Raw genomic sequence first — 20,947 nt, 5'->3', positions numbered from 1 at the left:
TTACTCATTGCCAATCATTTTTTTCTTCATCCATTTTGAAATGGCTTTTTCATCAGACTTATTTACTTTACGAAGTGCTTCAATTACACGCTCTACACATTCTTTTGGATGATTTTGACTTAGCTTTGCTTTACCTTCAACTTTATCGATAGAAATGGTAAACCCCATTACTCCTTTCGATAAAGAAGAAATATAAGCAGGGTCTACATCCAATAAGTTATAAGCACTCGTTGGCTCCTCGTACTTTTTAGTTAAAGCCACCATGGAGTGCCATAATCTTGGATCTCCTTCTTTTAGAAGCTTCACTTTCCCTGCAACTTGAACCGTTACATAATTCCATGTCGGCACTGTATTTTGAGTCTCATACCAGGAAGGCGAGATATAACAATGGGGTCCTTGGAAGACAACCAGTACTTGCTGATCTTCAATATCTATCCATTGTTTATTTCCTTTTGCAAAGTGCCCAATGAGCTCCGTTTTATCTTCGCTTAGTAGCAGTGGGAGTTGTGTCGCAGTCAATGAACCTTCATGAATTGAAGTAAGTGTAGCAAATCCATATGCTTCTATTACTTCATTTATTTCTTGCCGATCATTCATTTCAAAATATGATGGAGTGTAAATAATTAGTCCCTACCTTCTATTTGACTTGCGGTGCTAATTATTTCACACCTAAATAGCGGGTCGTTAAAATCGATTCTTTATCTTTGTCCACCCGGTATCCTTTAGCATGCTCGCGTGAACTCACAATTTTATGCAATTCTTCATCTAAAAAGTGTAAAGCAACCCCGTCATAATGCGGACAGTGACTGCCACGTAGAATTCCTAAACAGGATATCGGCTCTAGCTCGGCTCCATAGGAATCTGTAATACCATCTTCAAACCAACAAAGCGATCCTGCACTCAAACCTGCAAGAATTGTTCCTTTTTCATAAGCTTGTCGAATCGCAACATCGATTTCCCACTCACGCCACAAAGTCATTAAGTTCTTGGTATTGCCTCCGCCTACGTACAATATATCCTGTTCCATAAGGAAATTCTTAATATCGCGCGTATGGGGCTTGAACAAGGACAAGTGCGTAGGTTCACACTCCTCCATACGGAAGAAATTATAAAATCGTTCGATATATCCTTCCGCATCACCACTTGCAGTTCCAATGAAACAAACTTTCGGATTCTCTTTCGCACATTGTTCCAGAATATAACGATCTAACAAAGGATTTTCCGGCTCCATTGAGAAGCCTCCGCCACCTAAGGCAATTACTTGTCTCATTTCGTCATCCTCCATCCTATAAATTGGTTTTTCTACAATTTGATACTGTTGCTTAGTATGTTGGAAATTAATTCTTCGACAGAGCCTGCGCAAATCTGCACTTCAGGTAAATGGTAAAACGTACTCGTAGTCTCTATATCCATCGCTTCAAAGTTCGGCGAGTATAGGAAAGTTTTCTTCTGTCATGCAATGGCCATCCCTAGTTCTATATGACTTCCTTTGCCACCCGGTAAGATCACAATTACGACATCTGAATCAGCCACCGCCTGTTTTTCCAGCGTTCCTATTTCCTGCAACGCTTCGAGAGAACAGGCACGATTATTTTGTGTCCAATCATAGGTGTGATGCCATCCATTCTTCATGAGTTTTTCACTTACGACTCTTACAATTTCCTTGTTTTGAAAGCTGGATGCTACATAAAATTTCATACTAATTTATCTGAAGATAAAATATCGCATACTCGTCCAACTTGACCATCTTCTAAACGGACTTTAATGCCATGAGGATGACGTGCCGAATTGGTAAGTAAATCCTTAACAACCCCTTTTGTTTTCACACCTGTACGTTGATCTTTTTTCAAAATCACATTTACTTCAAGCCCAGGTTTCACGTCTGCGCGATTTTGACCGTTTGCCATCTGTCATCACCCTTTCATTTGTTTAATATTTTATCATAAAAAAAGACATACACTCCGACAATTCTGAATTGTCAAAGTGCAAGTCCCTTTTGTTCATTCTTTATACGAAGAATCATCTATTATTTGATCGGTACATACCCTGTTTTCTCTACCAACTCCTGACCTTCCACCGAAAGAATCCAATCAATGAATGCTTGCGCATGTGGGTTGGTCGTTCCAGCAGTAATTGCGTAGAATTCTGCCGTTATCGGATATGATTCAGAGCGAATGGATTCCTTATCAGGATAGATCCCATCCACTTTCAGCAATCGTATATTTTCATTTTTCACCATTTCCGTAGAGAAAAAGCGGAAAGTATAGCCGATTGCATTTTTGTAGTTTTTGTATTCGGCCACTTCATTGATGACCCCGCCCATGCCCGATGCAATATCTTGAGATGGCGCTTCCATCAACTCCTGGTCGCCCATGAATTTTTCAATTGCAGTTTGGCTTCCGCTATCGGCTGGACGCTGGAAGGCACGAATTTTATCGTTTTTCCCACCAACCTCTTTCCAGTTCACCACTTCCCCCGAATAAATACTCCGAATTTGATTACTGGTTAAACCTTCAATCGAATTGTTTGCATGGACAAAAAATACGAATGCCTCACGTCCGATTGGCGTCATGTTTAGTGTGACACTCTTCTCTTTCGCATGTTTAAGTTGCGCATCAGAAGGCCCTGCCACAAAGATTATATCTGCTGTGCGATTGATTAAATTTTTGTATGCCTGATCTGTTTTAGTTGCCCTAACCGTTGGATCAAAAACTTTATAAACTTTTTGGGGATAGGTAGCTTGAACAAATGAAGAATACAAAGGATACAGTGCCGTGGCACCATCCAAACGCAACAAGTTGTCTTTAGGTAATTGCAACGTCGCTTTGTGATCCAACGAAACCGCCTTAGTTCCTGGTGTATTCGGTTCATATTGCTCTAAATCCACTTCTGCATTTACACGATCCATATTCGCATGATATGTATCATAAGCAAGCTTTCCACCAACTACAATCCAGAGGACCACTAATCCAACGAAAAAGAACTTACCTGGATGCTCTCTGTCGGACAATCTAATAAGCAAATACTTCAGCAGCATATATACGGTTGCGCCGCCTGTTAATATAAGTGGGATGTATTGTCCTTTTCCATTCAAAAGAGTGAAGAGTACAAATAAACCAGTGAAAATGACCAACACTATATTAATGAGCAAACTCAAAAATTTATTTGCGGTATGTGAAAATTTCATGTTTTCCCTCCTATTTCCTCTCTTAATCTACCATGTATTTACACATTTTAGTGTAAGAGATTATCTTGGTTGTAGAATTTATGAGTGACGTAGGAAAAAACGGGGACCACGTAGGAATTATCGAGGTTCACGTAGGAAAAATCAGAGTTCACGTAGGAATCAGCTGTAACATAAGCCTAGAATGCAATCTCCATAAAAAAACTGCCCTCCGGATCAGAAAATCCATAGGGCAGTCTAGCTTACTTATTCGAAATGTTTTTCTAAATCGTCCAACATCAATTGAGCAGCCAAGTAGCCACCTGCAGTGTTCCAAATCGTGTCGTTCACTTTGAAGACTTTGTTGGCCTTAGCAACTTCAAGATTTTGGAACAATGGATCGTTAATCCATTCTTCTTCTAATTTCGTTGCCTCTTTGTCGCCCGTTTCATATGTGAAGTAGAACATGATGTCGCCGTCCATTGCTGGAATACGTTCTTTTGTTACGCCTTTTTCAGCGAAGTCCGGTAAGTCTTGCTCAGCAGGACGTGCAAATCCAAGCTGCTCTAAAATAACACCAGAGAATGAATCTTTATGGTAAATACGCACATCACCAGCCATAAAACGTACCATAGAAACTTTTTGTTGTGTTTTCTCGCCTAATGATGCTTTCATTTCTTCAATGCGATTATTATAAGCGTCCAATTTCTCTTGGCCCACTTCTTCTTTATTGATTGCTTTTGAATATAGTTTGAAATTTTCCTGCCAGTCACCGCGCAAAGTTTCTGCAAATACAGTTGGGGCAATTTTGTTTAACTGTTCGTACACTTTTTCCTGACGCATTTTATTACCGATAATCAAATCCGGTTTAAGTGCTGCAATCGCTTCAAGTGAAGGTTCAGACTCATTTCCTACCGGCTTCGTATCTTTTAATTGTTCTGCTGTATGCTCATACCATGTATCTCCCGTGAATGCTTCCACAGCTCCAACAGGCGTTACGCCCATTGCAAGTAAAGCTTCCACGCCTTCGTTCGTCAATACAACGATTCGTTTCGGTTCGCCTTTAATTGTTGTTTCACCCATTGCATGAGTAACTGTATAACTTTCTTCTTTAACCTTATCTTCACCACTTGTCGGTGTTTTTTCATCTGTTTTGCCACATGCAGCCAAAATCATCAGCATGAAAGCCATTAATAAAAGACCAAATTTCTTCATGATCGTTTCTCCTTTTTATCATTCAATTGAGAATGAAAATCATTTACACTGAGTACTTTATATGCTACGATTTTATTTGTCAACTAGTGAATTTAAATAAAATTTCAGGGGTCTTTTATGATACATACAAATAGTAAACGAGGATGGGGCATTGCAATTGGATTGTCTGCCATTCTTTTTCTCATGGGTGCAAGTCTAGTTTATGGTTATACCGATACCACCTGGCGGGATGCCTACCTTTCTTTTTTCAATCCGAGTGGATCAAATGAGCATCTTATTATCAGGGATGTGCGATTTCCCCGTTCTCTAATCGCCGCATTCGTTGGTGCCTGTTTAGGCGTTTCTGGGGCCATTATGCAATCAATCACACGAAACCCCCTATCTTCACCTAGTATTCTTGGTGTAAATGCAGGTGCCAGTTTCTTTGTAGTTGTGGGCGTCGTTTTCCTGTCCGTGCAAAGTCTGCAATCTTATATGTGGCTGAGTTTTGCAGGAGCCAGTTTCGCTTTTCTGCTGGTGTTTTTATTAAGTAGTGCTGGCCGAGAAGGACTGACACCGCTCAAATTGACATTGGCTGGGTCCGCCATTACCGCCTTATTTGCTTCCTTTACGCAAGGATTGTTGGTTCTAAATGAGACTGCACTTGATCAAGTATTATTTTGGCTTGCAGGTTCAGTGGCTAACCGACCGCTCGACTTACTAATCAGTGCATTGCCTTATATGGCCGTCGCATTGACGGCTACTTTCTTGCGTGCAAAAGAGCTGAATGTATTGAGCATTGGTGACGATGTAGCAGTCGGGCTAGGTCAACGTACGATTTGGATTAAGTTTTTCTTTGGTACATGTGCTGTTATTTTGGCAGGGTGTGCCGTAGCTGTCGCTGGTCCTATTGGCTTTGTCGGTATTATTATTCCCCATTTAATCCGTTCATTAGTCGGGCTAGACCATCGTTGGATTCTTCCTTATTCAGCTATAGGGGGAGCTGCACTTCTATTGTTGGCAGATATCGGAGGTCGTTATGTCCTCATGCCTCAGGAATTACCTGTTGGTGTTATGACGGCTCTTATCGGTGTACCGTTCTTTATTTTTGTCGCTCGTAGAAAGCTGGGGATTTAACCTATGAAAATTATGAATCGAATAGATTTTACTCGTCACCCAGTGATTGCGACTGTCCTTGTGTTTGTTGCAGTTGGCATCGTTATGCTGATTTCTGCGGGTTCTGGAGAATTTCCACTCTCACCGTCTAAAGTACTTGCTGCTTTGTTTGGTTACGGGGAAGAGTTCGACCGCATCATATTAATTGATTTTAGATTACCTCGAATTATGATGGCTCTTTTTGTCGGCATGGCACTGGCTGTATCCGGTGCCATTCTGCAAGGCATTACGAAAAACCCACTGGCATCACCTGATCTAATAGGTGTAACAGCAGGTGCATCATTCGCTGTTGTTTTATTTCTAACCATGTTTTCAGATGAAAATAATGCCTTGACCGTCAGTATTCAGTGGTTGCCTTTATTCGCTTTTTTAGGTGCAACTCTGACCGCCTTAATCGTCTTTGCACTTTCATGGAAAAACGGAATCGCCCCGTTTAGACTTCTTTTAATCGGGATTGCTGTTGCCGCTTTCATGCAAGCTGGGACGACCATTTGGATTTTAATGGGTCCTATTTATCAAGCCAGTCAAGCCACGATTTGGACGACAGGCAGTATTTATGGTGCCAATTGGTCTCAAGTTTCGGTGTTGATGCCATGGGCTCTGTTATTGATTATGATTTCTCTCTTGCTCCGTCGACAAATGAATATCTTGGAACTCGGCGATGATATTGCAACTGGCGTTGGATCAATGGTTCAACGAAACCGAATTATTTTACTGTTAATTAGTACAGGATTAACCGGTGTAGCTGTTGCATTCGCTGGTGGCATTGGATTTGTCGGGTTGCTTGCCCCCCATATTGCCAGAAGGATCGTGGGTCCTAAATTTCAATCAATGGTGTTATTTTCAGCGGGAGTAGGTGCACTGTTTGTCCTTATAGCAGACTGGATTGCCCGTGTAGCCTTTGCCCCAATTGAGGTGCCAGCAGGTGTCTGGACAGCAGCAGTTGGTGCACCGTATTTCATTTTCTTATTAATGACGCAACGGAAAAAAGGTGGAGCTTAATGGCAAGCATCCTAACGAATGATATGACATCCAAATTCCGATGGCACACGGACAAAGACGCGTTGTACACGTTAACGCTTGGTCAATTGTTTGATTCCCAAGTTCGTGAGCATCATTTTTTAAAGCTAATGAATGAGTTTGGAAGTCCTTCAATGGCGCATGCCGCTTCCATGACTGCGAAACGAATCGGTTATATGGCGGCTCTCATGATTTATGTACGTATCCAACACCATGTATCGATTAACCCGAAAGAGTGCCGCTTCATCACAATCGCTGATGAAGCGACAAAAGCAGGTTGGTTGCCTGTCTACTCGTTTCCACTAAAGGAATCTGCCTCCTCAGAGACGACGGCACTGGAGTGGATTGTAAAGGTATTATATAATGCGACGCTCATTCCTTTGGTTGATTTGTTGGCAAAGGAAAAAGGGATTTCACGTGTCGTCCTCTTCGAAAATATTTTTACTTATATTAAATGGATCTTTGTAACCCATCTTCAGGATTCCGTTACTTTTCAACAATTGGTTGATATACCAACTGTCGAGTTCGATTCAAAACAGCATCCGTTGTCTTTGTATGCATCTAATGATGAGGACACTCGAAAAACTTGCTGTCTTTATTATCAGACTGTAGGTGCTGTCAAAGCGTGCAAAACCTGCCCACTATAAAAAGCTTGAGCCATCCCGCGCTCAAGCTTTTTATTAACTCAAAGGATTCCCATAATTTGTATCGAATACATATAGGTGGCCTTCGTATAAGTCATAAAATATTTTCATCTGTGTATACATAAAAGATGAGACTCAGAGAGGGTGAACGTTTTTGCAACCTGATCATGTACATAATGGGGAAAAGATACATCCGTTTGTATCAATATGGTTTTCAACAAGAAACACAACTAGGTATGTTTTGGAGAATAGAAATTTGGGCTATGCTGTTACGCTTGCCGCAATTGCCGGAATACCCTTGGTATTGAGCGCGGGCAGTCAATACATGGAACAATATTCTTTCCCTATTTGGATAGTAATAATCGGAAGCTTATTATTAGGTCCACTCTATGGTCTTCTCTCCTGGGGGATATCCACTTTACTTTTCACCTACATTGGCAAGTGGATAGGCGGAGTAGGAACTCTTCAGGGAATGGGAAAGGCAATGGGGGTTGTTTTTATCCCAGCTATTTGGATGACTCCTTTTTGGATACTTGAAACCGCTATATCTTTCAATGAACCCAGCATTCTCAATGGAACGACTGGTGCTTCAGCTACTGGCTTGATTTGGATAGTTTTTTCCACTTTAATTACGCTCGCCTATTCAATTTTCATGATTGTGATTCAAAGTCGAGCGATTGGTGAAGTACATGAATTTTCTAGTTGGAAAGGATTTGGCACTTTAGTTATTCCAGCAGCCGTTACGCTAGGAATCCTTTTTATGATCTCCTCGATTTTTCTCTTGATCGTATAATGGATAAAATAAGGTAAAAAGCTTGAGCCATCTTTTGCTCAAGCTTTTTGTTTGGGTTTTGGGACTTTTAGTGTCTTTTCAGACGTGAACGCTTTTATATCAGACGTGACCTCTTATTTTTCCGACGTGAACACCAAAATTTCAGACGTCACTCGCTATATTTCAGACGTCGCGTTCCTGACAGGAGTCCGTAACCCTACTTTTTCTTCATATTTACTCTTCTCCATAAAAAAAGATGAGCACATGGCTCATCTCTTTTCACACAATTAATCTAAGACTTTAATTTTGACTGTTTTTCGACCCCAATTTAGAGCGTCTTGCTCATTAGGCATGAATAAATCAATGATATTCCCTTTAATAGCTCCGCCAGTATCGCCAGCGATCGCTTCTCCATAACCTTCAACCCATACACGTGATCCCAATGGAATGACAGATGGATCTACTGCAATGACTTTTTGATCTGGGTTTGCACGCAAATCAATACCCGTTGCCGTAGTACCAGAACATCCCGGGCAATAAGCCGTGTATGCTGTTGCTGTTACTGTCATCTCTTTATCTGAAGCTGAAGTTTGTGCGGCAGCTGGTGCCGGAGCAGATGCTTTAGCTGTTGATTGAGATTGAGCCGGAGCTTTTGCTGTATTAGAAGCAGGTTTTACAGTTGTATGTGCAGAAGCAACTTTTGTTCCTTGCAATACTAACTGGTCACCTGGGAAGATTAAATCACCTGAAATATTATTCCATTTCTTTAATTCATCCACTGACAAGTTGTGCTTTTTAGCGATTTGGAAAAGTGTATCACCTTTTACAACAACATGTTGTTCTACTTCGGATTCTACTATAAGTTCTTCTGATGGATATATAAGAGTAGACTCTAAGTCGTTCCAATCTTGTAGATCTTGTACGCTAACATTGTTATCTTGGGAAATCGACCACAATGTATCTCCTGATTTTACCGTATGGACGCTAGATGCAGATGCTTGACCTGCTGCCCCTACTGATAGTACTGCAATTGCAGTTAGTGCAACGATTTTCTTTTTCATAAATGAATTTCCTCCTTTTCACTAACGACCACTAGCATACCACCCGCTCATTGCAGATCAATTGCAAAGCTGTGTTTACCAGTTATCAATTGTGTGACAACATTTAAATTTTTGATACATTTGTAATAAATACATTTATGCCCAATTATTATATACTTTATCCATAATCATCTATTTTTCTTACATTTGACCATTTACATTTTCGTTTTTCACGCTCTAATATCGGGTTTCTTCTATATATAGAAAAAAACATCTTCCCCTTTGGAAAGATGTTTTCGTATTAATTACTTTTTACCAGTGTAAACCCTATCCGTTCGAGTGCACGCTCTAAGGTGGATTCAATGATTATATCTTTTAAATCTGCGTGTACTTGTATAGCATTCAGCGCCATTTTTGGCTGAAATCCTGTAAGTATTGGTTTCACGCCGATAATCCCTAGTATATTTGCCAATTTCAAAAGTGCTTCACTTACAGTAGCGTTAATATGAGTCACTGCAGATAAGTCGATGATTAAATAATCCAAATCATATTCCTGACTCTTTGCTAGTGCAGTATGGATGATGTTTTGTGCCCGGCGCGCTGTAATTTCACCGATAATCGGTAATATCGCCACGCCTTTTGTTACTGGTACTAAAGGGGCTGACAAAGTTTGTATTTGTTGATTAGCTTTATCAAGTTCAAGGACATATGTAAGCAAGGATGCCATAGTCTCAAATATTTCTATATGTTGATCTGAAAAATTAATGTTATTCGTATCTAAACCGCATATGGTTCCGTAGTTATCTCCATTTTCATAATAAATTGGAATACCGATGAATGAACCGCTTCCCAAATTCTCCGTCACTTGTAGAGGCTGAGACAAATCGTTTTTCGTTATATCTTCAATGACTAAAATTTCTCGTCCATGATCTACACTTAATTTACAATAGGTATCTTTAAAAGGGAGTTCATCCCCTTCATCTACTAGAACTTCTTGGTTGTTAACCGCTTTGACAATCCGATTAGTTTTCTTATCGTTCTTCGCGATGAATATGGTATTCATATCCACGATTTTACTAATCATTTTTAGAATACTGTCGGCTGCATCATCAAAGTTTTGGAAACTCTTACCTTTTAATGTTAGCATACGCTCTTCCATCAATTTACAAACCCCTTTATACGAACGAAATGTATAGTAATTGTAACATTGTTTGAGCTAGGGCTATAGCATAAAGATACAGATTAATGATAGAAATTGAAAACCCTCCTTTCCTATTCCCGTCTTACCTCTACTGGTAAATCATCAAATAGCTTCAATTCATTTTCCTGCTATTTTTCATCAATTTCCATTACACTAAAAAAGACAACCTAAGGAGGAAGTACATGGCACTCCATTCTTTTCATTTAACTGCAAATTGGCCGGGTCTTCGTAATGACGTAGGCACACTTAATACTGCAAACTTACATACCAAAATTTCAATTCCACCTGAAATGGATGGTCCAGGTATTGGAACAAATCCTGATGAAATGTTATTAGGGGCAGCCGCTACTTGCTACATTATTACGCTCGCGGCTATGCTCGAACGAAGCAATATTGAAAAAGAAAGTTTGACGATGACGTCTGAAGGCATCGTTGATATTACCAATGGAATCATCACGTATAAAAAAATAATTCATCGTCCCCATCTTGTTTTATGTTTAGAAAAAGATTTGGATGTAGCTCGCAAACTGACGCAGAAAGCCGAAAGCTCTTGTATGATCAGTCGGGCATTAAAAGGAAATGTGGACATTGAATTGGAAACCAACTTGGAAGTAATTAATCACGATTAGAGAAGAGGGATTAGATGGATTTACAGTTACAAGATAAAATTGTTCTCGTAACCGCATCGAGTAAAGGTTTGGGGAAAGCAACAGCTTTGGAATTTGCAAAAGAAGGAGCTACCGTTCTTTTATCGAGTCGAAATGAGGAGACATTGTCTAACACAGTCAAAGAAATCAAGCAGCTGACAAATAATCCGAAAATCTTTTACAAGAAATGTGATATGGCTTCAGATGAAGAACTAGATGCACTTTTCTCATGGATATCAGAAGAGTTCAATGCCGTGGATATTTTAGTAAACAATACTGGGGGACCAACTGCTGGGGGATTCAAAGATGTAACTGATGCGGATTGGATGACCGCCTTTGAGAAAAACTTAATGAGTTATATCCGTACGACTCGTGCTGTCTTACCTCACATGCAATCAAATGACTTTGGACGCATCATCAATATTTCCTCTTCTTCAACAAAAGAAGTGATTGATGGATTGATTCTTTCCAATACGTTCCGCTCCGGTATGGTTGGAATGACGAAAAGTCTCGCACGTGAATATGCAAAACATAATATTTTAATTAATACGATTGGTCCAGGACGTATTGCAACTGACCGTGTCGCTGAACTTGATCAACTGGCAGCAAATCGACAGAACACCTCGATAGATGAGGTTATCAAATATAGCGAAAGTCTTATTCCCATGGGGCGTTATGGACAGCCCGAGGAATTTGCAAAGGTTGTTTTATTCTTGGCTTCCCCTTTAAATACGTATTTGACTGGTCAGTCGCTTGTGATTGATGGTGGTATGTTAAAAGCATTATAATTTTTTCGCACCAGTCTTTCATGGATTGGTGCTTTTTTCATTTAAAATCCTCTTTTTCAAAAAAAAAAAAAAATCCATTCTCAAATTAGAACGGACGGGTGACTGAAATCTATTAAAGGCCTTTTCCACCTAGTGGGGAAAACGTATTCATCGTATTCATTCCCTTAATGAGAGGGCGGCCTTTTTCTATTAAGTTTCTTATTGCATCAAGTGAGAGTGATGATTGATGCGCTTCTGCGTTTTGCCAAACTTCAGTTATCCAAATCCCGTCTGGTACTTCTTCTTTTACACTAACAATATAAAGCTCACACTCTTCTAGTGTATTCATTGCCTCTGCAGCTTCCAACAAAATAGTGACTAATTCATCACGTTTACCTTCAACCGTTGTGATCTCTCCAAACATACCAAATCTGCTCATCGATTACTCCTTTACATACCAACTGGATATTGTGGTAATTTCAAATGGAAGGTTGTCCCTTGACCCACCACACTATTTACAGTCATTTGGCCACCATGGTCATTAATTGTAGTAAAAACTTGTGTTAAACCCAATCCAGTTCCATCACTTTTACTTGAATAGAAAGGAGTGCCAAGTAAATTTAGTTTATCTTTTGGAATACCTACTCCTGTATCACTGATTTTCACATGGACAAGGTCATCTTGAAAGTAATGCTCAATTCGAAGTTTTCCTTTTGATGGCATTGATTCAATTGCATTTTTTATCAAATTAAAAAACGCTTTTAAATATAGATTTTTCTTGCCATATATATGTTTTCTGCAATCCTTAATGTCCATCTCAAGTTCAACGTTGTAAAGCTTGTCCTGAAATAGGAAGACAATTGAATTTAACTCTTTACAGACGTCAATTTCGACTATCTGTTCTTCATACAGATTCGGTCTGGATACTTGAAGTAAGTTTTGCAATGTATCGATTGCCTTTTCCAGTTCGGTTTCCATCGTGAATAAGTATGGATGTGAATTATTTTCTTTCAATAATTGCAGGAAACCTTTTACTGATGTAAGTGGATTTTTCACTTCATGTGCGATTCCAGCAGCAATTTGCCCAATTGAAGCCAATTTTTGTCGGTCGTTTAACATTTTTTCTGTTTCTTTTCGAACAGTGATATCCCGCAAAACGGTTTGAATGGCCCTTCTCTCGCCGAATTGTACCGGATGACAATATAACTCAACATCAACCAGCGTCCCGTCAAACCGTGTAACGGTTTGTTCGATTAAATTCGTCGGTTCGTTCCCAATCATGGCTTTTTGAATTCTTCCCTGAATCATATCCTTCATATCGTCCTGAAAGAAGTTTAAGATGTTCTTGCCAATGAATCCCTCTTTTGGTCCACGAAGAAAATTTGCGCCCGATTGGTTAATGTAAAGAACGGTATGATCAACATGAATAATGATGGTTTCAACGGAGTATTCAATTATCTGACTATACATGATTTCACTATTTACTTTCGATTCCATAGACTCTAACACTTGATTCATGATTCGGCTCCATTCTACATTGGACTGGGCAAATATGTGAAGGATATCTAAAAAAACCGTTACAAAATGGTAATTATTCCAAAAAAGATTCAAATTAATATGAATTTTCACTTAATTATATCCATTGTAACTGATAATTTCATGAATGAAAACATATATTTACCATTTTTAATGTAAATATCAATGATTTTGATCGTTTGCATTTAAAATAATAAGGAGTATGTTCTCAATTTCTAATAATTCCACATTTTTTCAATATATCCTCTATCTTATTACCTAGTAAGGATTATAGGTATTCTACTAGTTTTCCTTAACTGAAATCCAAAATCTTCTTTTCATTAAGCCCTCTTCAGTGATAAATATATCTTCCTCAAATCCTCCGTTGTTCATAATGACTTTTGCAGAACCGATGTTGTCTTCATCACATGTAATAAGAACTTGTTCAATTTGCAGTTCTATACACTTTTTTAAAGCTTCTTGTAATAAACGGGTTGCGTATCCTTTGTTGCGTTCACTTGGACGAATTCCGTAACCGATATGTCCTCCGATTGTCCGCAAAAACTCGTTTAGTTCATGACGAATATCAACCATCCCAACTATTTGATTCTGACTATCTATTAAAAAATAATGGGAGCTTGGAACCCAAGGAATTTCTCCTTTCGCACGTAAGTCCAGTGCGAATAAAAACTCATCATATGTATCAAAACCCGATAACTCCATACTACTTGGAACCATTCGATCGGATCCCCACTCCGTCATGTACTCTTCATGTTGTTCTTTCCACTCAAGCGATGGTCTCACCAATCTCATTAAAGTTCCTCCAAATCAATTAAACGTATAATCCCCAAAATAGTTACAGGATATTTTATGATAATTTAAATATTTTTATTTCTCCCATTATATGTGAAAAGAACCACTTTTGAATAGAGTCAAATCGGTTTACAAATAAATTAAAAAAGCGAGAATTCCTAGGAATTCTCGCTTACATGTTATTTTTTATAAAAGTTTTTTTGATCCTTTTTCACTGCATCCTGCGGTGAGTCAGATGAACCGAAATTCTCAACATCATCGAAACTGTCTTCATAATCTCGGACACCCCCTTGATCTTTTAGAGGATGTTCCGTAGAAGAACCAAGGATGTCTTCTTCAGGTGGGCGACCATCCCAGCCGAAATCATGATTGGCATGTTCAATGCATGTACGAGCGGTCGGCAATGCTTCCATTCGTTCAAATGGAATGTCTTCCCCACATACAGCGCAAACACCATACGTTCCATTTTCAATTGCTTGCAACGCTGTTTCAATTTGCTCGACTTCTTCTTCTTTATGCTGTTCAATTGCCATTTCTGTATTTTGATCAGTTAAATCCGTCGCGTTATCTGCTGGATGATTATCATAATTGGATAACTCCGTTGTTTCTAAATGGTGGTCTTCATGAAGACGATTTTTCACATCTTCCAGTTCTTTCGTCAGTTGGTCTTTTAATTTTTTTAATTGTTGATCCGTCATAAGTATTTCCTCCAAGTTCTTTTCGCTTTCCCTATCTATTTCCTTTATTGTGAAAATCAAACCTTCTTTTGAAATTTTGAATGAAAGGCGTATGATTATAGAAGAAAACTAAAGGGGGAACTCGCCTTGTCTAAAAATCCTTATCTACTTGTCATCGGTGGCGTTTTTGCTCTGTTTATAGCCATGAGTATCGGCCGCTTTGCCTATACACCCATCCTACCTTTTATGCAACAGGACACTGGCTTCTCTACACGGTTTGCAGGCTATTTAGCTTCAAGTAACTATGCTGGTTATTTAGTAGGTGCTGTAATTGCTAGCATCGTTCCTTTAAAGCGTCATCGCGCCATTTATTTACGCATCACCATTATCATTAGTATTTTACTAACGTTAGTCATGGGACTTACATATAGTCATACTGTGTGGATGGTCTGGCGATTCCTGTCAGGCATTACAAGTGCACTGGTCTTTGTTCTTGCATCCAGTTTGATATTGGATCAATTGGCTAAACAACGGAAACTAAGCCTGGTCGGTATCATGTATGGAGGAGTTGGTCTAGGAATTTTCGTATCAGGACTGCTCGTTCCACTATTAATTAAGAATTTCCAGTATGAAGGTGCCTGGATCGGACTTGCCGGGTTGGCAGCAGTATTAAGCATCATCGTCTTCTTAACCGTGAAAGAAGACCACTCTGAACCAGTTGTCGTTTCAGCTCCTGAACCCCCAACAGCTTCCAAAACACCCAAATGGTTACCTTGGTTGCTCGTTGCATATGGTTTGGAAGGATTAGGCTATATCGTAACAGGTACATTTATCGTAGCAATTGCTGAACACACCCCTGCTTTCAGTGGGAACGCGACAAGTGTTTGGGTATTAGTTGGTTTGGCAGCAATCCCTTCTTGCGTCATTTGGGCTTATTTTGGCAGTAAATATGGCTATATGTTGTCGTTAATGATTTTATTGATCTTTCAGTCGGTCGGCATCGCACTGCCTGCCCTATCAGAGTCCTCTACAAGCTTTTATGTCAGTGCTATTTTGTTTGGGGCTACTTTTATGGGGGTCACCACTCTTGCCACAGCCTTTGCACGTAACAAAAATCCCCATGGCAGTGCGAGAGTGATTGCAATTATGACCACAATTTATGCACTCGGACAAATGAATGGGCCTTCAATTGCAGGAGTTTTAGCTACCGAAACAGAAAGTTATTCATTAGCACTTGTTGGTGCAGCTTCTGTAGTATTTGTCGGTGCACTCTTCTTAATGCCTTTAATTAAACATGAAAGGTTGGAAACTAATAATGATGTTAATTAAACATATTGACCATATTCAACTGGCTGCTCCAGTAGGTAGTGAAGATACTGCACGTTCTTTTTATCGCGACGTTCTTTCATTAGAAGAAGTTGAAAAGCCTGAAAGCCTGAAAAAGAATGGTGGCGTTTGGTTTTCAAATGGCCATGTTCATCTTCATATAGGGGTAGAACAATCGTTTGTTCCTGCAAAAAAAGCGCATCCTGCCTTTGAAGTAAGCGATTTAGAAGCTTTTGCATCACATATCCGCAATAAAGGCATATCGGTTACAACGGATGATCAATTACCTGGAGCTAACCGCTTTTATGTAAGTGACCCGTTCGGAAATCGCCTAGAATTTTTGGAGTGGTTGGAAAAATAAATGAAAATTGTAAAGGTAAACGTGACTTCTGAGCAGTTAAGGAGTCACGTTTTTTAGATTATTATTATTTGGGCTTGTAATGAATTACTCTACACCTACAAGTGTACTGCGTTTTTCCAAAAGCGTATTATCACGCCATACACCATCCATCTTTCCTAATCGCTCGTGAACCCCCACTTCTCGAAAACCGCAGGATTTATGGAGTTTGATGCTGGCTTCATTTTCTGGAAAAATGACTGCTTTTAATGTCCAGTAACCATTTTTCTCAGAAACGTTGATCAGTTCCTGCAATAAACGTTTTCCGACACCTTTTCCTTTCGCATCTGGATGTACATATATGCTGACTTCACCCACTCCGGCATATACAGGACGCGCTGAAGTGTACAGCACTTTCGCCCAAGCCAATACTCGATTGTGTTCTTCTACGACCAAATGACAGTCTGGATGGGATGTTTCCATCCATTTTTCATAGGACGGTGCCAGAGTTTCAAATGTGGCATTTTTCGATTTAATGCCTTCTTCGTAAATCTCTTTTACTTCTTGCCAGTCAGTAGCACGCATGTGACGAATTGTTATGGACATTTTCATACCTTCTTTATTCGTTTTATTTTTTATTTTAGTTTTTAGTTGCATTTTGCAAACAATTAGCATATAACTATATTAAAGAGGTGGAATCATGGAAAACAAACGTGAGTTATTTCAAGTATTAACCCGTCGCTTCGGCCTTTTGAATAAAAATTGTTGCGCAATTGGTGGAATTGATATTTCAGCTGTGCATAGTCATATTTTATACGAAATTGATAAACAACATGAACCAACCATGCAACAAATCGCAGAATTACTTGCAATTGATGTAACGACATTTAGTAGACAAATTCAAACCTTGATAAAAATGGGACTGGTCACAAAATCCCCTTCCCTTGATGATAAAAGATATTACATTTTATCCTTAACGACTCAAGGCAAATTCATGGCTACGGCAATTGAAACGTCAATGAATAATTACTTAGATGAAATTTTCTCACATATGAATGAATTTGAACAAGAAACAGTTTTGAGATCGATTAAAGTATTGAACAATGCCATGGCAAAATCAAGCGTGTGTTGTACACCTATTATATAAGAGAGAGCACTCTTGCTCTTCCTTTCACCATATACTTGCAAATTACAAATAAAAGAAAAGAGGAAGCAATATGACAAACGAAAAAATGAGTTTTAACATCTTAACGAATTGCTGTAGTTCTCCTAAACCAAAAGAAGAGGCGTCTGCTTTGCCAACAGTAATCATCGGTGCAGGTCCAGTCGGTTTGGCGGCAGCTGCACATTTGGCAGCTAAAAAAGAACCATTTTTGATGATCGAAGTCGGCCCTACAGTTGGGCATAATATTTTAAAATGGGGGCACGTCCGTTTATTCTCCCCTTGGCAATACAATATTGATAAAGTGGCTTTGAAACTTTTGGAAGATAGTGAGTGGAAGGCACCCGTCATGAAGCGATTACCTTTCGGCAAAGATCTTGTGGAAGATTATTTGATTCCGTTAGCTAATCTGCCTCAAATTAAACCATTTATCAAACTCAATGCAAAAGTAGTGGCAATCAGTAAGCAAGGATTGGACAAAATGAAAGATGCCAACAGAGACCAACAGTCATTCATCCTGTATATCGAACAAGAAGGAAATACGGAAAGAATTGAAGCAAAAGCTGTTATAGATGCATCTGGTACATGGGCTCAACCGAATCCTGTGAATGCAGATAATGTATGGACTAAAGGAGAAGAATTGCTTTCAGCTCATATCTCGTACGGCATCCCAAATATTAAAGGAACAGAACGGTCTAAATTTGAACAGAAGCGTGTTGCCGTTGTCGGCGGCGGTCATTCCGCAATCAATACGATCTTAGAATTGGCTGAATTAGAAGGAACAGAAATCGTCTGGATTCTGCGCAAAAATCGTGTAGAGGAAGTGTATGGTGGAGAAGCCCGTGATGCACTGCCTGCAAGAGGTCAATTGGGTTCACGTATTCACCAATTGGTGGACAGTGGGAAAATTAGCGTCCATACCCCTTTCCTTATAAACGAAATCGTGCAAGACAATGGCAAATTAACGATTCATGGCACTATGAGAAATGAGAAATATTCAATTGATACAATCGATGAAATTATCTCAAATACTGGATCACGTCCTGATTTCAGTTTCCTACGCGAAGTTCGCCTCGACATTGATGCTGCTACCGAGAGCGTATCTGCCTTGGCGCCACTCATTGATCCAAACATTCACAGTTGTGGCACTATCCGCCCTCACGGAGAAGCCGAACTTCGCCAACCAGAAAAGAACTTTTATCTTGTAGGCGTGAAGAGCTATGGACGTGCACCTACATTTTTGATGGCTACTGGCTATGAACAGGTCCGTTCCATTGTTGCCCACTTAACAGGAGATCAGGAAGCAGCAAAACGCGTGGAACTTGATTTACCTGAAACGGGTGTTTGCAGTACCAATATCGGTGGAAAAAGTTCGTGTTGTTAACAACTTGGAGGGGTTAATGTGGTCGTAAACAAGGGCGGAAATTTATCAGTGGGTTATTTTATTGCATATATGAATTTAATTATGCAAGCGAAGCAGTGCTCAATTATCTGTGCTCAACAATTTATGCTGGAGAAATTCTTCAAAGGAAATCCAGACCACTTTGGACCAGTAACCTATAAGTCTTTTATTAAAGCAGCGAGTGATATTAATAAGTGATGAATTTTGGCATAGGTACCCTAAAATTCGGGTATCTATGCCTTCTTTTTACTGTCTTTTTCATTGCCACGTTTAAAATTTCCTGTAATCTTCGCAAGGGCCAACTGGATTTCTTTATCTGTTTCAGACTCTTGAATCTTTGAAAGCAACCTCTCTGCTTCCTTACCTTTTACAATTTTGATTTCTTTCCCCTTGAAGTTGATAAATACTGAATTATTTTTACTTACTCGATAACTAAAAACTTCTTCATCTAGACGATTCCGTTTATCAATATTGTTCATCTTTCAAAACTTCCTTCGTAGTTAGTTACTTCCATTCAGGTAATGTTTTCCGGAACCCGCAAAAAGGTCTGAAACCATGTTGCTCATAGTAAGTATGTGAAGTGGTGCTTGCCAACATTTCCATTCGGGTTGTTGGGTATTGATTATGTACGAACTTAAGCAACTGTTGGCCAACTCCCTGGCCCCGTAACTGTTCACTGACGATTAGTTCACAAATGTAAAGCGTGATTGCCTGGTCGGTAATCCCTCTTACATAAGCAACTATTTCCTCTGCTATTGTTGCTACATAAGCTATATTTGAATGCTCCCACGCTTTTTTCGTATCTTCCTCTTTTTCTACGAGGTTACTCCACCCCTCCAGTTGATTCAATTGTTTAATGGAAGGATAGTCATTCGATTGATAGGGACGGATATTTATTAAAGTTTTCATTTTATCACCCCAAACTTATATTTGTTTATTTTTTATATTGTTGTATGATTTAACTATACGGTCTATGAAGGGTTGATGCAACAGATGTTAAAGAACGAGAAGTTGACCATCGTCGCGTTTTTTCTGGCAATTTCAGAAGGGATTTATTATACATTCAAGGCAAGGGATTATGCTTACATGGAAGACTACATGATCCACATTGCACTTCTCATCACCGTCATTTTACAAACGCTATTCTTATATATTTTCCCAATAGAGCCACATAAACAAAAACGCAAAAATGGCGTGCTTTTTATTTTATATGGAATCTTGATTGGTTTACCGATTTACTACTTCATCATACAACCTCAATACACCTTTCATGAAGCTGAATTTTTAATTGAACAAAAAGAAAAAGTAGAGCTACTTAACAAAGACAATGTTGAGAAATTCACCTCGGATCATTTTGGCTGGAGGAATAGAAAAATAATTGATACTGTCGGCAACAAACAACTTTATTTGGTATCTGCCATCCAAAATGACAAATTGCATTACTACACCGTTGAGCCAAGAACAGGTGAATATTTCCTCATCGAACCTTGAATATCCCATACGCTACCCCTTAGCAGTATGGAAACTAATCAAGGTTCTAAATTTGTGAGTCCTTTACCAATCAAATTTGCAGATACAGGTTTTTTCCCTATTTCCCTAGACCAAACGGATAACTGCCCGATATGGTGAATTTCATGTGCAATAACATGACGCATGATTTCTCCGCGCGTAAAAATTTCCTCTGTTCCATCCTGGCTGAATTCTCGCACTTCATTATTTTCCATTTGATGATTCCATGAAAGGACAAACTCCCCCACTTCTTTCTTAAAAAGGACATCCAACTCCTTCACCCGCTCTAGACTTTGATACTCGTCAAAATTTTCTTGGAAATCGGGCTTTCCTTGCATAAGTCGAATCCAACTCCACTCCACATCAATAATATGGAATAGGGTATGCAAAATTCCACCAACGCCACCCGTGCGAACTTTCAGTAATTCATCCAAAGGGACTTCCTCACACCATTTATACCATTCTTCTCTAATCATCCAATTGTATTGAAACAATGTTTGCATAAACATGCTCCTTACGTGTTTCGTTCTCATTTCAATCAATTCGACAGGCAGTCAAGAATCTCCTCGTATGAGCATTATT

27 protein-coding genes and 1 pseudogene are annotated in these 20,947 nt (G+C 39.3%); 12 read left to right on the top strand and 16 right to left on the bottom strand.

Annotated elements, in window-relative coordinates:
• The 6 genes and pseudogenes from ACQKEV_RS14590 to ACQKEV_RS14565 form a co-directional block, all read right to left on the bottom strand.
• A complete protein-coding gene (locus ACQKEV_RS14590) occupies window positions 1-621 on the bottom strand; it encodes an FMN-binding negative transcriptional regulator (RefSeq protein WP_427447415.1) in 621 nt (206 codons plus the stop codon).
• A gap of 37 nt (window positions 622-658) precedes the next feature.
• Window positions 659-1,270 carry a Type 1 glutamine amidotransferase-like domain-containing protein gene (locus ACQKEV_RS14585; RefSeq protein ID WP_427447355.1) on the bottom strand — a complete coding sequence of 204 codons (612 nt, stop codon included), beginning with the start codon at window positions 1,268-1,270 and terminating at the stop codon, window positions 659-661.
• Between the two features lie 32 nt (window positions 1,271-1,302).
• Window positions 1,303-1,698, bottom strand: a pseudogene (locus ACQKEV_RS14580) (nucleoside 2-deoxyribosyltransferase).
• On the bottom strand, window positions 1,695-1,907 hold the full coding sequence (locus tag ACQKEV_RS14575; protein ID WP_427447356.1) for a YwbE family protein: 213 nt from the start codon (window positions 1,905-1,907) through the stop codon (window positions 1,695-1,697). Before ACQKEV_RS14575 ends, ACQKEV_RS14580 begins: the two are co-directional and overlap by 4 nt.
• A 119-nt stretch (window positions 1,908-2,026) precedes the next feature.
• Window positions 2,027-3,187 carry a PstS family phosphate ABC transporter substrate-binding protein gene (locus tag ACQKEV_RS14570; protein WP_427447357.1) on the bottom strand — a complete coding sequence of 387 codons (1,161 nt, stop codon included), beginning with the start codon at window positions 3,185-3,187 and terminating at the stop codon, window positions 2,027-2,029.
• 243 nt (window positions 3,188-3,430) lie between these two features.
• Window positions 3,431-4,378: an ABC transporter substrate-binding protein gene (locus ACQKEV_RS14565; RefSeq protein WP_427447358.1), complete on the bottom strand. Its 948-nt coding sequence runs from the start codon at window positions 4,376-4,378 to the stop codon at window positions 3,431-3,433.
• Between the two features lie 117 nt (window positions 4,379-4,495).
• On the opposite strand from ACQKEV_RS14565, the gene ACQKEV_RS14560 reads away from it, so the two are divergent.
• From ACQKEV_RS14560 to ACQKEV_RS14545, 4 genes are all read left to right on the top strand, one after another.
• On the top strand, window positions 4,496-5,494 hold the full coding sequence (locus tag ACQKEV_RS14560; protein WP_427447359.1) for a FecCD family ABC transporter permease: 999 nt from the start codon (window positions 4,496-4,498) through the stop codon (window positions 5,492-5,494).
• 3 nt (window positions 5,495-5,497) lie between these two features.
• Window positions 5,498-6,535, top strand: coding sequence for a FecCD family ABC transporter permease (locus tag ACQKEV_RS14555; protein WP_427447360.1), 1,038 nt, complete (start codon window positions 5,498-5,500; stop codon window positions 6,533-6,535).
• On the top strand, window positions 6,535-7,200 hold the full coding sequence (locus ACQKEV_RS14550) for a (2Fe-2S)-binding protein (RefSeq protein ID WP_427447361.1): 666 nt from the start codon (window positions 6,535-6,537) through the stop codon (window positions 7,198-7,200). Before ACQKEV_RS14555 ends, ACQKEV_RS14550 begins: the two co-directional genes overlap by 1 nt.
• Before the next feature lie 151 nt (window positions 7,201-7,351).
• Complete coding sequence (locus tag ACQKEV_RS14545) at window positions 7,352-7,990, top strand: YIP1 family protein (protein ID WP_427447362.1); 639 nt, start codon at window positions 7,352-7,354, stop codon at window positions 7,988-7,990.
• Between the two features lie 266 nt (window positions 7,991-8,256).
• Here the strand turns inward: ACQKEV_RS14545 and ACQKEV_RS14540 are convergent, their stop codons facing one another.
• Together ACQKEV_RS14540 and ACQKEV_RS14535 are read right to left on the bottom strand one after the other, a co-directional pair.
• Entirely contained in the window at window positions 8,257-9,030 is a 774-nt protein-coding gene (locus ACQKEV_RS14540; RefSeq protein ID WP_427447363.1) for a LysM peptidoglycan-binding domain-containing protein, read from the bottom strand.
• 280 nt (window positions 9,031-9,310) lie between these two features.
• A complete protein-coding gene (locus tag ACQKEV_RS14535; RefSeq protein WP_427447364.1) occupies window positions 9,311-10,168 on the bottom strand; it encodes an STAS domain-containing protein in 858 nt (285 codons plus the stop codon).
• 224 nt (window positions 10,169-10,392) lie between these two features.
• Here ACQKEV_RS14535 and ACQKEV_RS14530 point away from each other — a divergent pair, with 224 nt between their 5' ends.
• Together ACQKEV_RS14530 and ACQKEV_RS14525 are read left to right on the top strand one after the other, a co-directional pair.
• Entirely contained in the window at window positions 10,393-10,839 is a 447-nt protein-coding gene (locus tag ACQKEV_RS14530) for an OsmC family protein (RefSeq protein WP_427447365.1), read from the top strand.
• Window positions 10,840-10,853: 14 nt separating this feature from the next.
• On the top strand, window positions 10,854-11,645 hold the full coding sequence (locus ACQKEV_RS14525) for an SDR family oxidoreductase (RefSeq protein ID WP_427447367.1): 792 nt from the start codon (window positions 10,854-10,856) through the stop codon (window positions 11,643-11,645).
• Window positions 11,646-11,757: 112 nt separating this feature from the next.
• On the opposite strand, the gene ACQKEV_RS14520 is transcribed toward ACQKEV_RS14525, so the two are convergent.
• From ACQKEV_RS14520 to ACQKEV_RS14505, 4 genes are all read right to left on the bottom strand, one after another.
• Window positions 11,758-12,063 (bottom strand): putative quinol monooxygenase, encoded by a 306-nt coding sequence (locus tag ACQKEV_RS14520; RefSeq protein WP_427447369.1) that lies wholly within the window; start codon window positions 12,061-12,063, stop codon window positions 11,758-11,760.
• 11 nt (window positions 12,064-12,074) lie between these two features.
• The gene (locus tag ACQKEV_RS14515) at window positions 12,075-13,142 is read right to left on the bottom strand and encodes an ATP-binding protein (protein WP_427447370.1); all 1,068 of its coding nucleotides are present in this window, start codon (window positions 13,140-13,142) and stop codon (window positions 12,075-12,077) included.
• A gap of 300 nt (window positions 13,143-13,442) precedes the next feature.
• On the bottom strand, window positions 13,443-13,952 hold the full coding sequence (locus ACQKEV_RS14510) for a GNAT family N-acetyltransferase (protein WP_427447372.1): 510 nt from the start codon (window positions 13,950-13,952) through the stop codon (window positions 13,443-13,445).
• A 179-nt stretch (window positions 13,953-14,131) separates the two neighbouring features.
• Window positions 14,132-14,650 carry a TraR/DksA C4-type zinc finger protein gene (locus ACQKEV_RS14505; RefSeq protein ID WP_427447374.1) on the bottom strand — a complete coding sequence of 173 codons (519 nt, stop codon included), beginning with the start codon at window positions 14,648-14,650 and terminating at the stop codon, window positions 14,132-14,134.
• 126 nt (window positions 14,651-14,776) lie between these two features.
• On the opposite strand from ACQKEV_RS14505, the gene ACQKEV_RS14500 reads away from it, so the two are divergent.
• Together ACQKEV_RS14500 and ACQKEV_RS14495 are read left to right on the top strand one after the other, a co-directional pair.
• Window positions 14,777-15,958, top strand: coding sequence for a YbfB/YjiJ family MFS transporter (locus ACQKEV_RS14500; RefSeq protein ID WP_427447375.1), 1,182 nt, complete (start codon window positions 14,777-14,779; stop codon window positions 15,956-15,958).
• Window positions 15,945-16,316 carry a VOC family protein gene (locus tag ACQKEV_RS14495; protein ID WP_427447376.1) on the top strand — a complete coding sequence of 124 codons (372 nt, stop codon included), beginning with the start codon at window positions 15,945-15,947 and terminating at the stop codon, window positions 16,314-16,316. Before ACQKEV_RS14500 ends, ACQKEV_RS14495 begins: the two co-directional genes overlap by 14 nt.
• A gap of 84 nt (window positions 16,317-16,400) precedes the next feature.
• Here ACQKEV_RS14495 and ACQKEV_RS14490 read toward each other — a convergent pair whose 3' ends face one another.
• A complete protein-coding gene (locus tag ACQKEV_RS14490) occupies window positions 16,401-16,898 on the bottom strand; it encodes an N-acetyltransferase family protein (protein ID WP_427447378.1) in 498 nt (165 codons plus the stop codon).
• Window positions 16,899-16,992: 94 nt separating this feature from the next.
• On the opposite strand from ACQKEV_RS14490, the gene ACQKEV_RS14485 reads away from it, so the two are divergent.
• The 3 genes from ACQKEV_RS14485 (at window position 16,993) to ACQKEV_RS14475 (ending at window position 19,054) form a co-directional block, all read left to right on the top strand.
• Window positions 16,993-17,439 carry a MarR family winged helix-turn-helix transcriptional regulator gene (locus ACQKEV_RS14485; RefSeq protein WP_424473038.1) on the top strand — a complete coding sequence of 149 codons (447 nt, stop codon included), beginning with the start codon at window positions 16,993-16,995 and terminating at the stop codon, window positions 17,437-17,439.
• Window positions 17,440-17,509: 70 nt separating this feature from the next.
• Window positions 17,510-18,838: an NAD(P)-binding domain-containing protein gene (locus ACQKEV_RS14480; RefSeq protein WP_427447380.1), complete on the top strand. Its 1,329-nt coding sequence runs from the start codon at window positions 17,510-17,512 to the stop codon at window positions 18,836-18,838.
• A gap of 18 nt (window positions 18,839-18,856) precedes the next feature.
• Window positions 18,857-19,054 carry a hypothetical protein gene (locus tag ACQKEV_RS14475; protein ID WP_427447382.1) on the top strand — a complete coding sequence of 66 codons (198 nt, stop codon included), beginning with the start codon at window positions 18,857-18,859 and terminating at the stop codon, window positions 19,052-19,054.
• Window positions 19,055-19,089: 35 nt separating this feature from the next.
• Here the strand turns inward: ACQKEV_RS14475 and ACQKEV_RS14470 are convergent, their stop codons facing one another.
• Together ACQKEV_RS14470 and ACQKEV_RS14465 are read right to left on the bottom strand one after the other, a co-directional pair.
• Entirely contained in the window at window positions 19,090-19,335 is a 246-nt protein-coding gene (locus ACQKEV_RS14470) for a hypothetical protein (RefSeq protein ID WP_427447384.1), read from the bottom strand.
• Between the two features lie 25 nt (window positions 19,336-19,360).
• On the bottom strand, window positions 19,361-19,765 hold the full coding sequence (locus ACQKEV_RS14465; protein WP_427447386.1) for a GNAT family N-acetyltransferase: 405 nt from the start codon (window positions 19,763-19,765) through the stop codon (window positions 19,361-19,363).
• A gap of 75 nt (window positions 19,766-19,840) precedes the next feature.
• On the opposite strand from ACQKEV_RS14465, the gene ACQKEV_RS14460 reads away from it, so the two are divergent.
• Window positions 19,841-20,347: a hypothetical protein gene (locus tag ACQKEV_RS14460; RefSeq protein WP_427447388.1), complete on the top strand. Its 507-nt coding sequence runs from the start codon at window positions 19,841-19,843 to the stop codon at window positions 20,345-20,347.
• Between the two features lie 38 nt (window positions 20,348-20,385).
• On the opposite strand, the gene ACQKEV_RS14455 is transcribed toward ACQKEV_RS14460, so the two are convergent.
• Window positions 20,386-20,868 (bottom strand): DinB family protein, encoded by a 483-nt coding sequence (locus tag ACQKEV_RS14455; RefSeq protein WP_427447390.1) that lies wholly within the window; start codon window positions 20,866-20,868, stop codon window positions 20,386-20,388.
• Window positions 20,869-20,947 lie beyond the last annotated feature (79 nt).

The organism is Paenisporosarcina sp. NPDC076907 (genome assembly GCF_050269735.1).
In the GTDB taxonomy this organism is placed as follows: Bacteria; Bacillota; Bacilli; order Bacillales_A; family Planococcaceae; genus Paenisporosarcina.
Note: the sequence above shows the minus strand (reverse complement) of the source record. Positions and strands in the feature narration are given on the sequence as shown.

Coding starts and splice junctions, on each gene's coding strand:
- ACQKEV_RS14455 (WP_427447390.1), bottom strand. CDS start 20,868: ATGCAAACATTGTTTCAATACAATTGGATGATTAGAGAAGAATGGTAT.
- ACQKEV_RS14470 (WP_427447384.1), bottom strand. CDS start 19,335: ATGAACAATATTGATAAACGGAATCGTCTAGATGAAGAAGTTTTTAGT.
- ACQKEV_RS14515 (WP_427447370.1), bottom strand. CDS start 13,142: ATGAATCAAGTGTTAGAGTCTATGGAATCGAAAGTAAATAGTGAAATC.
- ACQKEV_RS14485 (WP_424473038.1), top strand. CDS start 16,993: ATGGAAAACAAACGTGAGTTATTTCAAGTATTAACCCGTCGCTTCGGC.
- ACQKEV_RS14495 (WP_427447376.1), top strand. CDS start 15,945: ATGATGTTAATTAAACATATTGACCATATTCAACTGGCTGCTCCAGTA.
- ACQKEV_RS14550 (WP_427447361.1), top strand. CDS start 6,535: ATGGCAAGCATCCTAACGAATGATATGACATCCAAATTCCGATGGCAC.
- ACQKEV_RS14585 (WP_427447355.1), bottom strand. CDS start 1,270: ATGAGACAAGTAATTGCCTTAGGTGGCGGAGGCTTCTCAATGGAGCCG.
- ACQKEV_RS14490 (WP_427447378.1), bottom strand. CDS start 16,898: ATGTCCATAACAATTCGTCACATGCGTGCTACTGACTGGCAAGAAGTA.
- ACQKEV_RS14560 (WP_427447359.1), top strand. CDS start 4,496: ATGATACATACAAATAGTAAACGAGGATGGGGCATTGCAATTGGATTG.
- ACQKEV_RS14530 (WP_427447365.1), top strand. CDS start 10,393: ATGGCACTCCATTCTTTTCATTTAACTGCAAATTGGCCGGGTCTTCGT.
- ACQKEV_RS14565 (WP_427447358.1), bottom strand. CDS start 4,378: ATGAAGAAATTTGGTCTTTTATTAATGGCTTTCATGCTGATGATTTTG.
- ACQKEV_RS14535 (WP_427447364.1), bottom strand. CDS start 10,168: ATGGAAGAGCGTATGCTAACATTAAAAGGTAAGAGTTTCCAAAACTTT.
- ACQKEV_RS14465 (WP_427447386.1), bottom strand. CDS start 19,765: ATGAAAACTTTAATAAATATCCGTCCCTATCAATCGAATGACTATCCT.
- ACQKEV_RS14555 (WP_427447360.1), top strand. CDS start 5,498: ATGAAAATTATGAATCGAATAGATTTTACTCGTCACCCAGTGATTGCG.
- ACQKEV_RS14525 (WP_427447367.1), top strand. CDS start 10,854: ATGGATTTACAGTTACAAGATAAAATTGTTCTCGTAACCGCATCGAGT.
- ACQKEV_RS14480 (WP_427447380.1), top strand. CDS start 17,510: ATGACAAACGAAAAAATGAGTTTTAACATCTTAACGAATTGCTGTAGT.
- ACQKEV_RS14505 (WP_427447374.1), bottom strand. CDS start 14,650: ATGACGGATCAACAATTAAAAAAATTAAAAGACCAACTGACGAAAGAA.
- ACQKEV_RS14510 (WP_427447372.1), bottom strand. CDS start 13,952: ATGAGATTGGTGAGACCATCGCTTGAGTGGAAAGAACAACATGAAGAG.
- ACQKEV_RS14570 (WP_427447357.1), bottom strand. CDS start 3,187: ATGAAATTTTCACATACCGCAAATAAATTTTTGAGTTTGCTCATTAAT.
- ACQKEV_RS14460 (WP_427447388.1), top strand. CDS start 19,841: ATGCAACAGATGTTAAAGAACGAGAAGTTGACCATCGTCGCGTTTTTT.
- ACQKEV_RS14520 (WP_427447369.1), bottom strand. CDS start 12,063: ATGAGCAGATTTGGTATGTTTGGAGAGATCACAACGGTTGAAGGTAAA.
- ACQKEV_RS14575 (WP_427447356.1), bottom strand. CDS start 1,907: ATGGCAAACGGTCAAAATCGCGCAGACGTGAAACCTGGGCTTGAAGTA.
- ACQKEV_RS14540 (WP_427447363.1), bottom strand. CDS start 9,030: ATGAAAAAGAAAATCGTTGCACTAACTGCAATTGCAGTACTATCAGTA.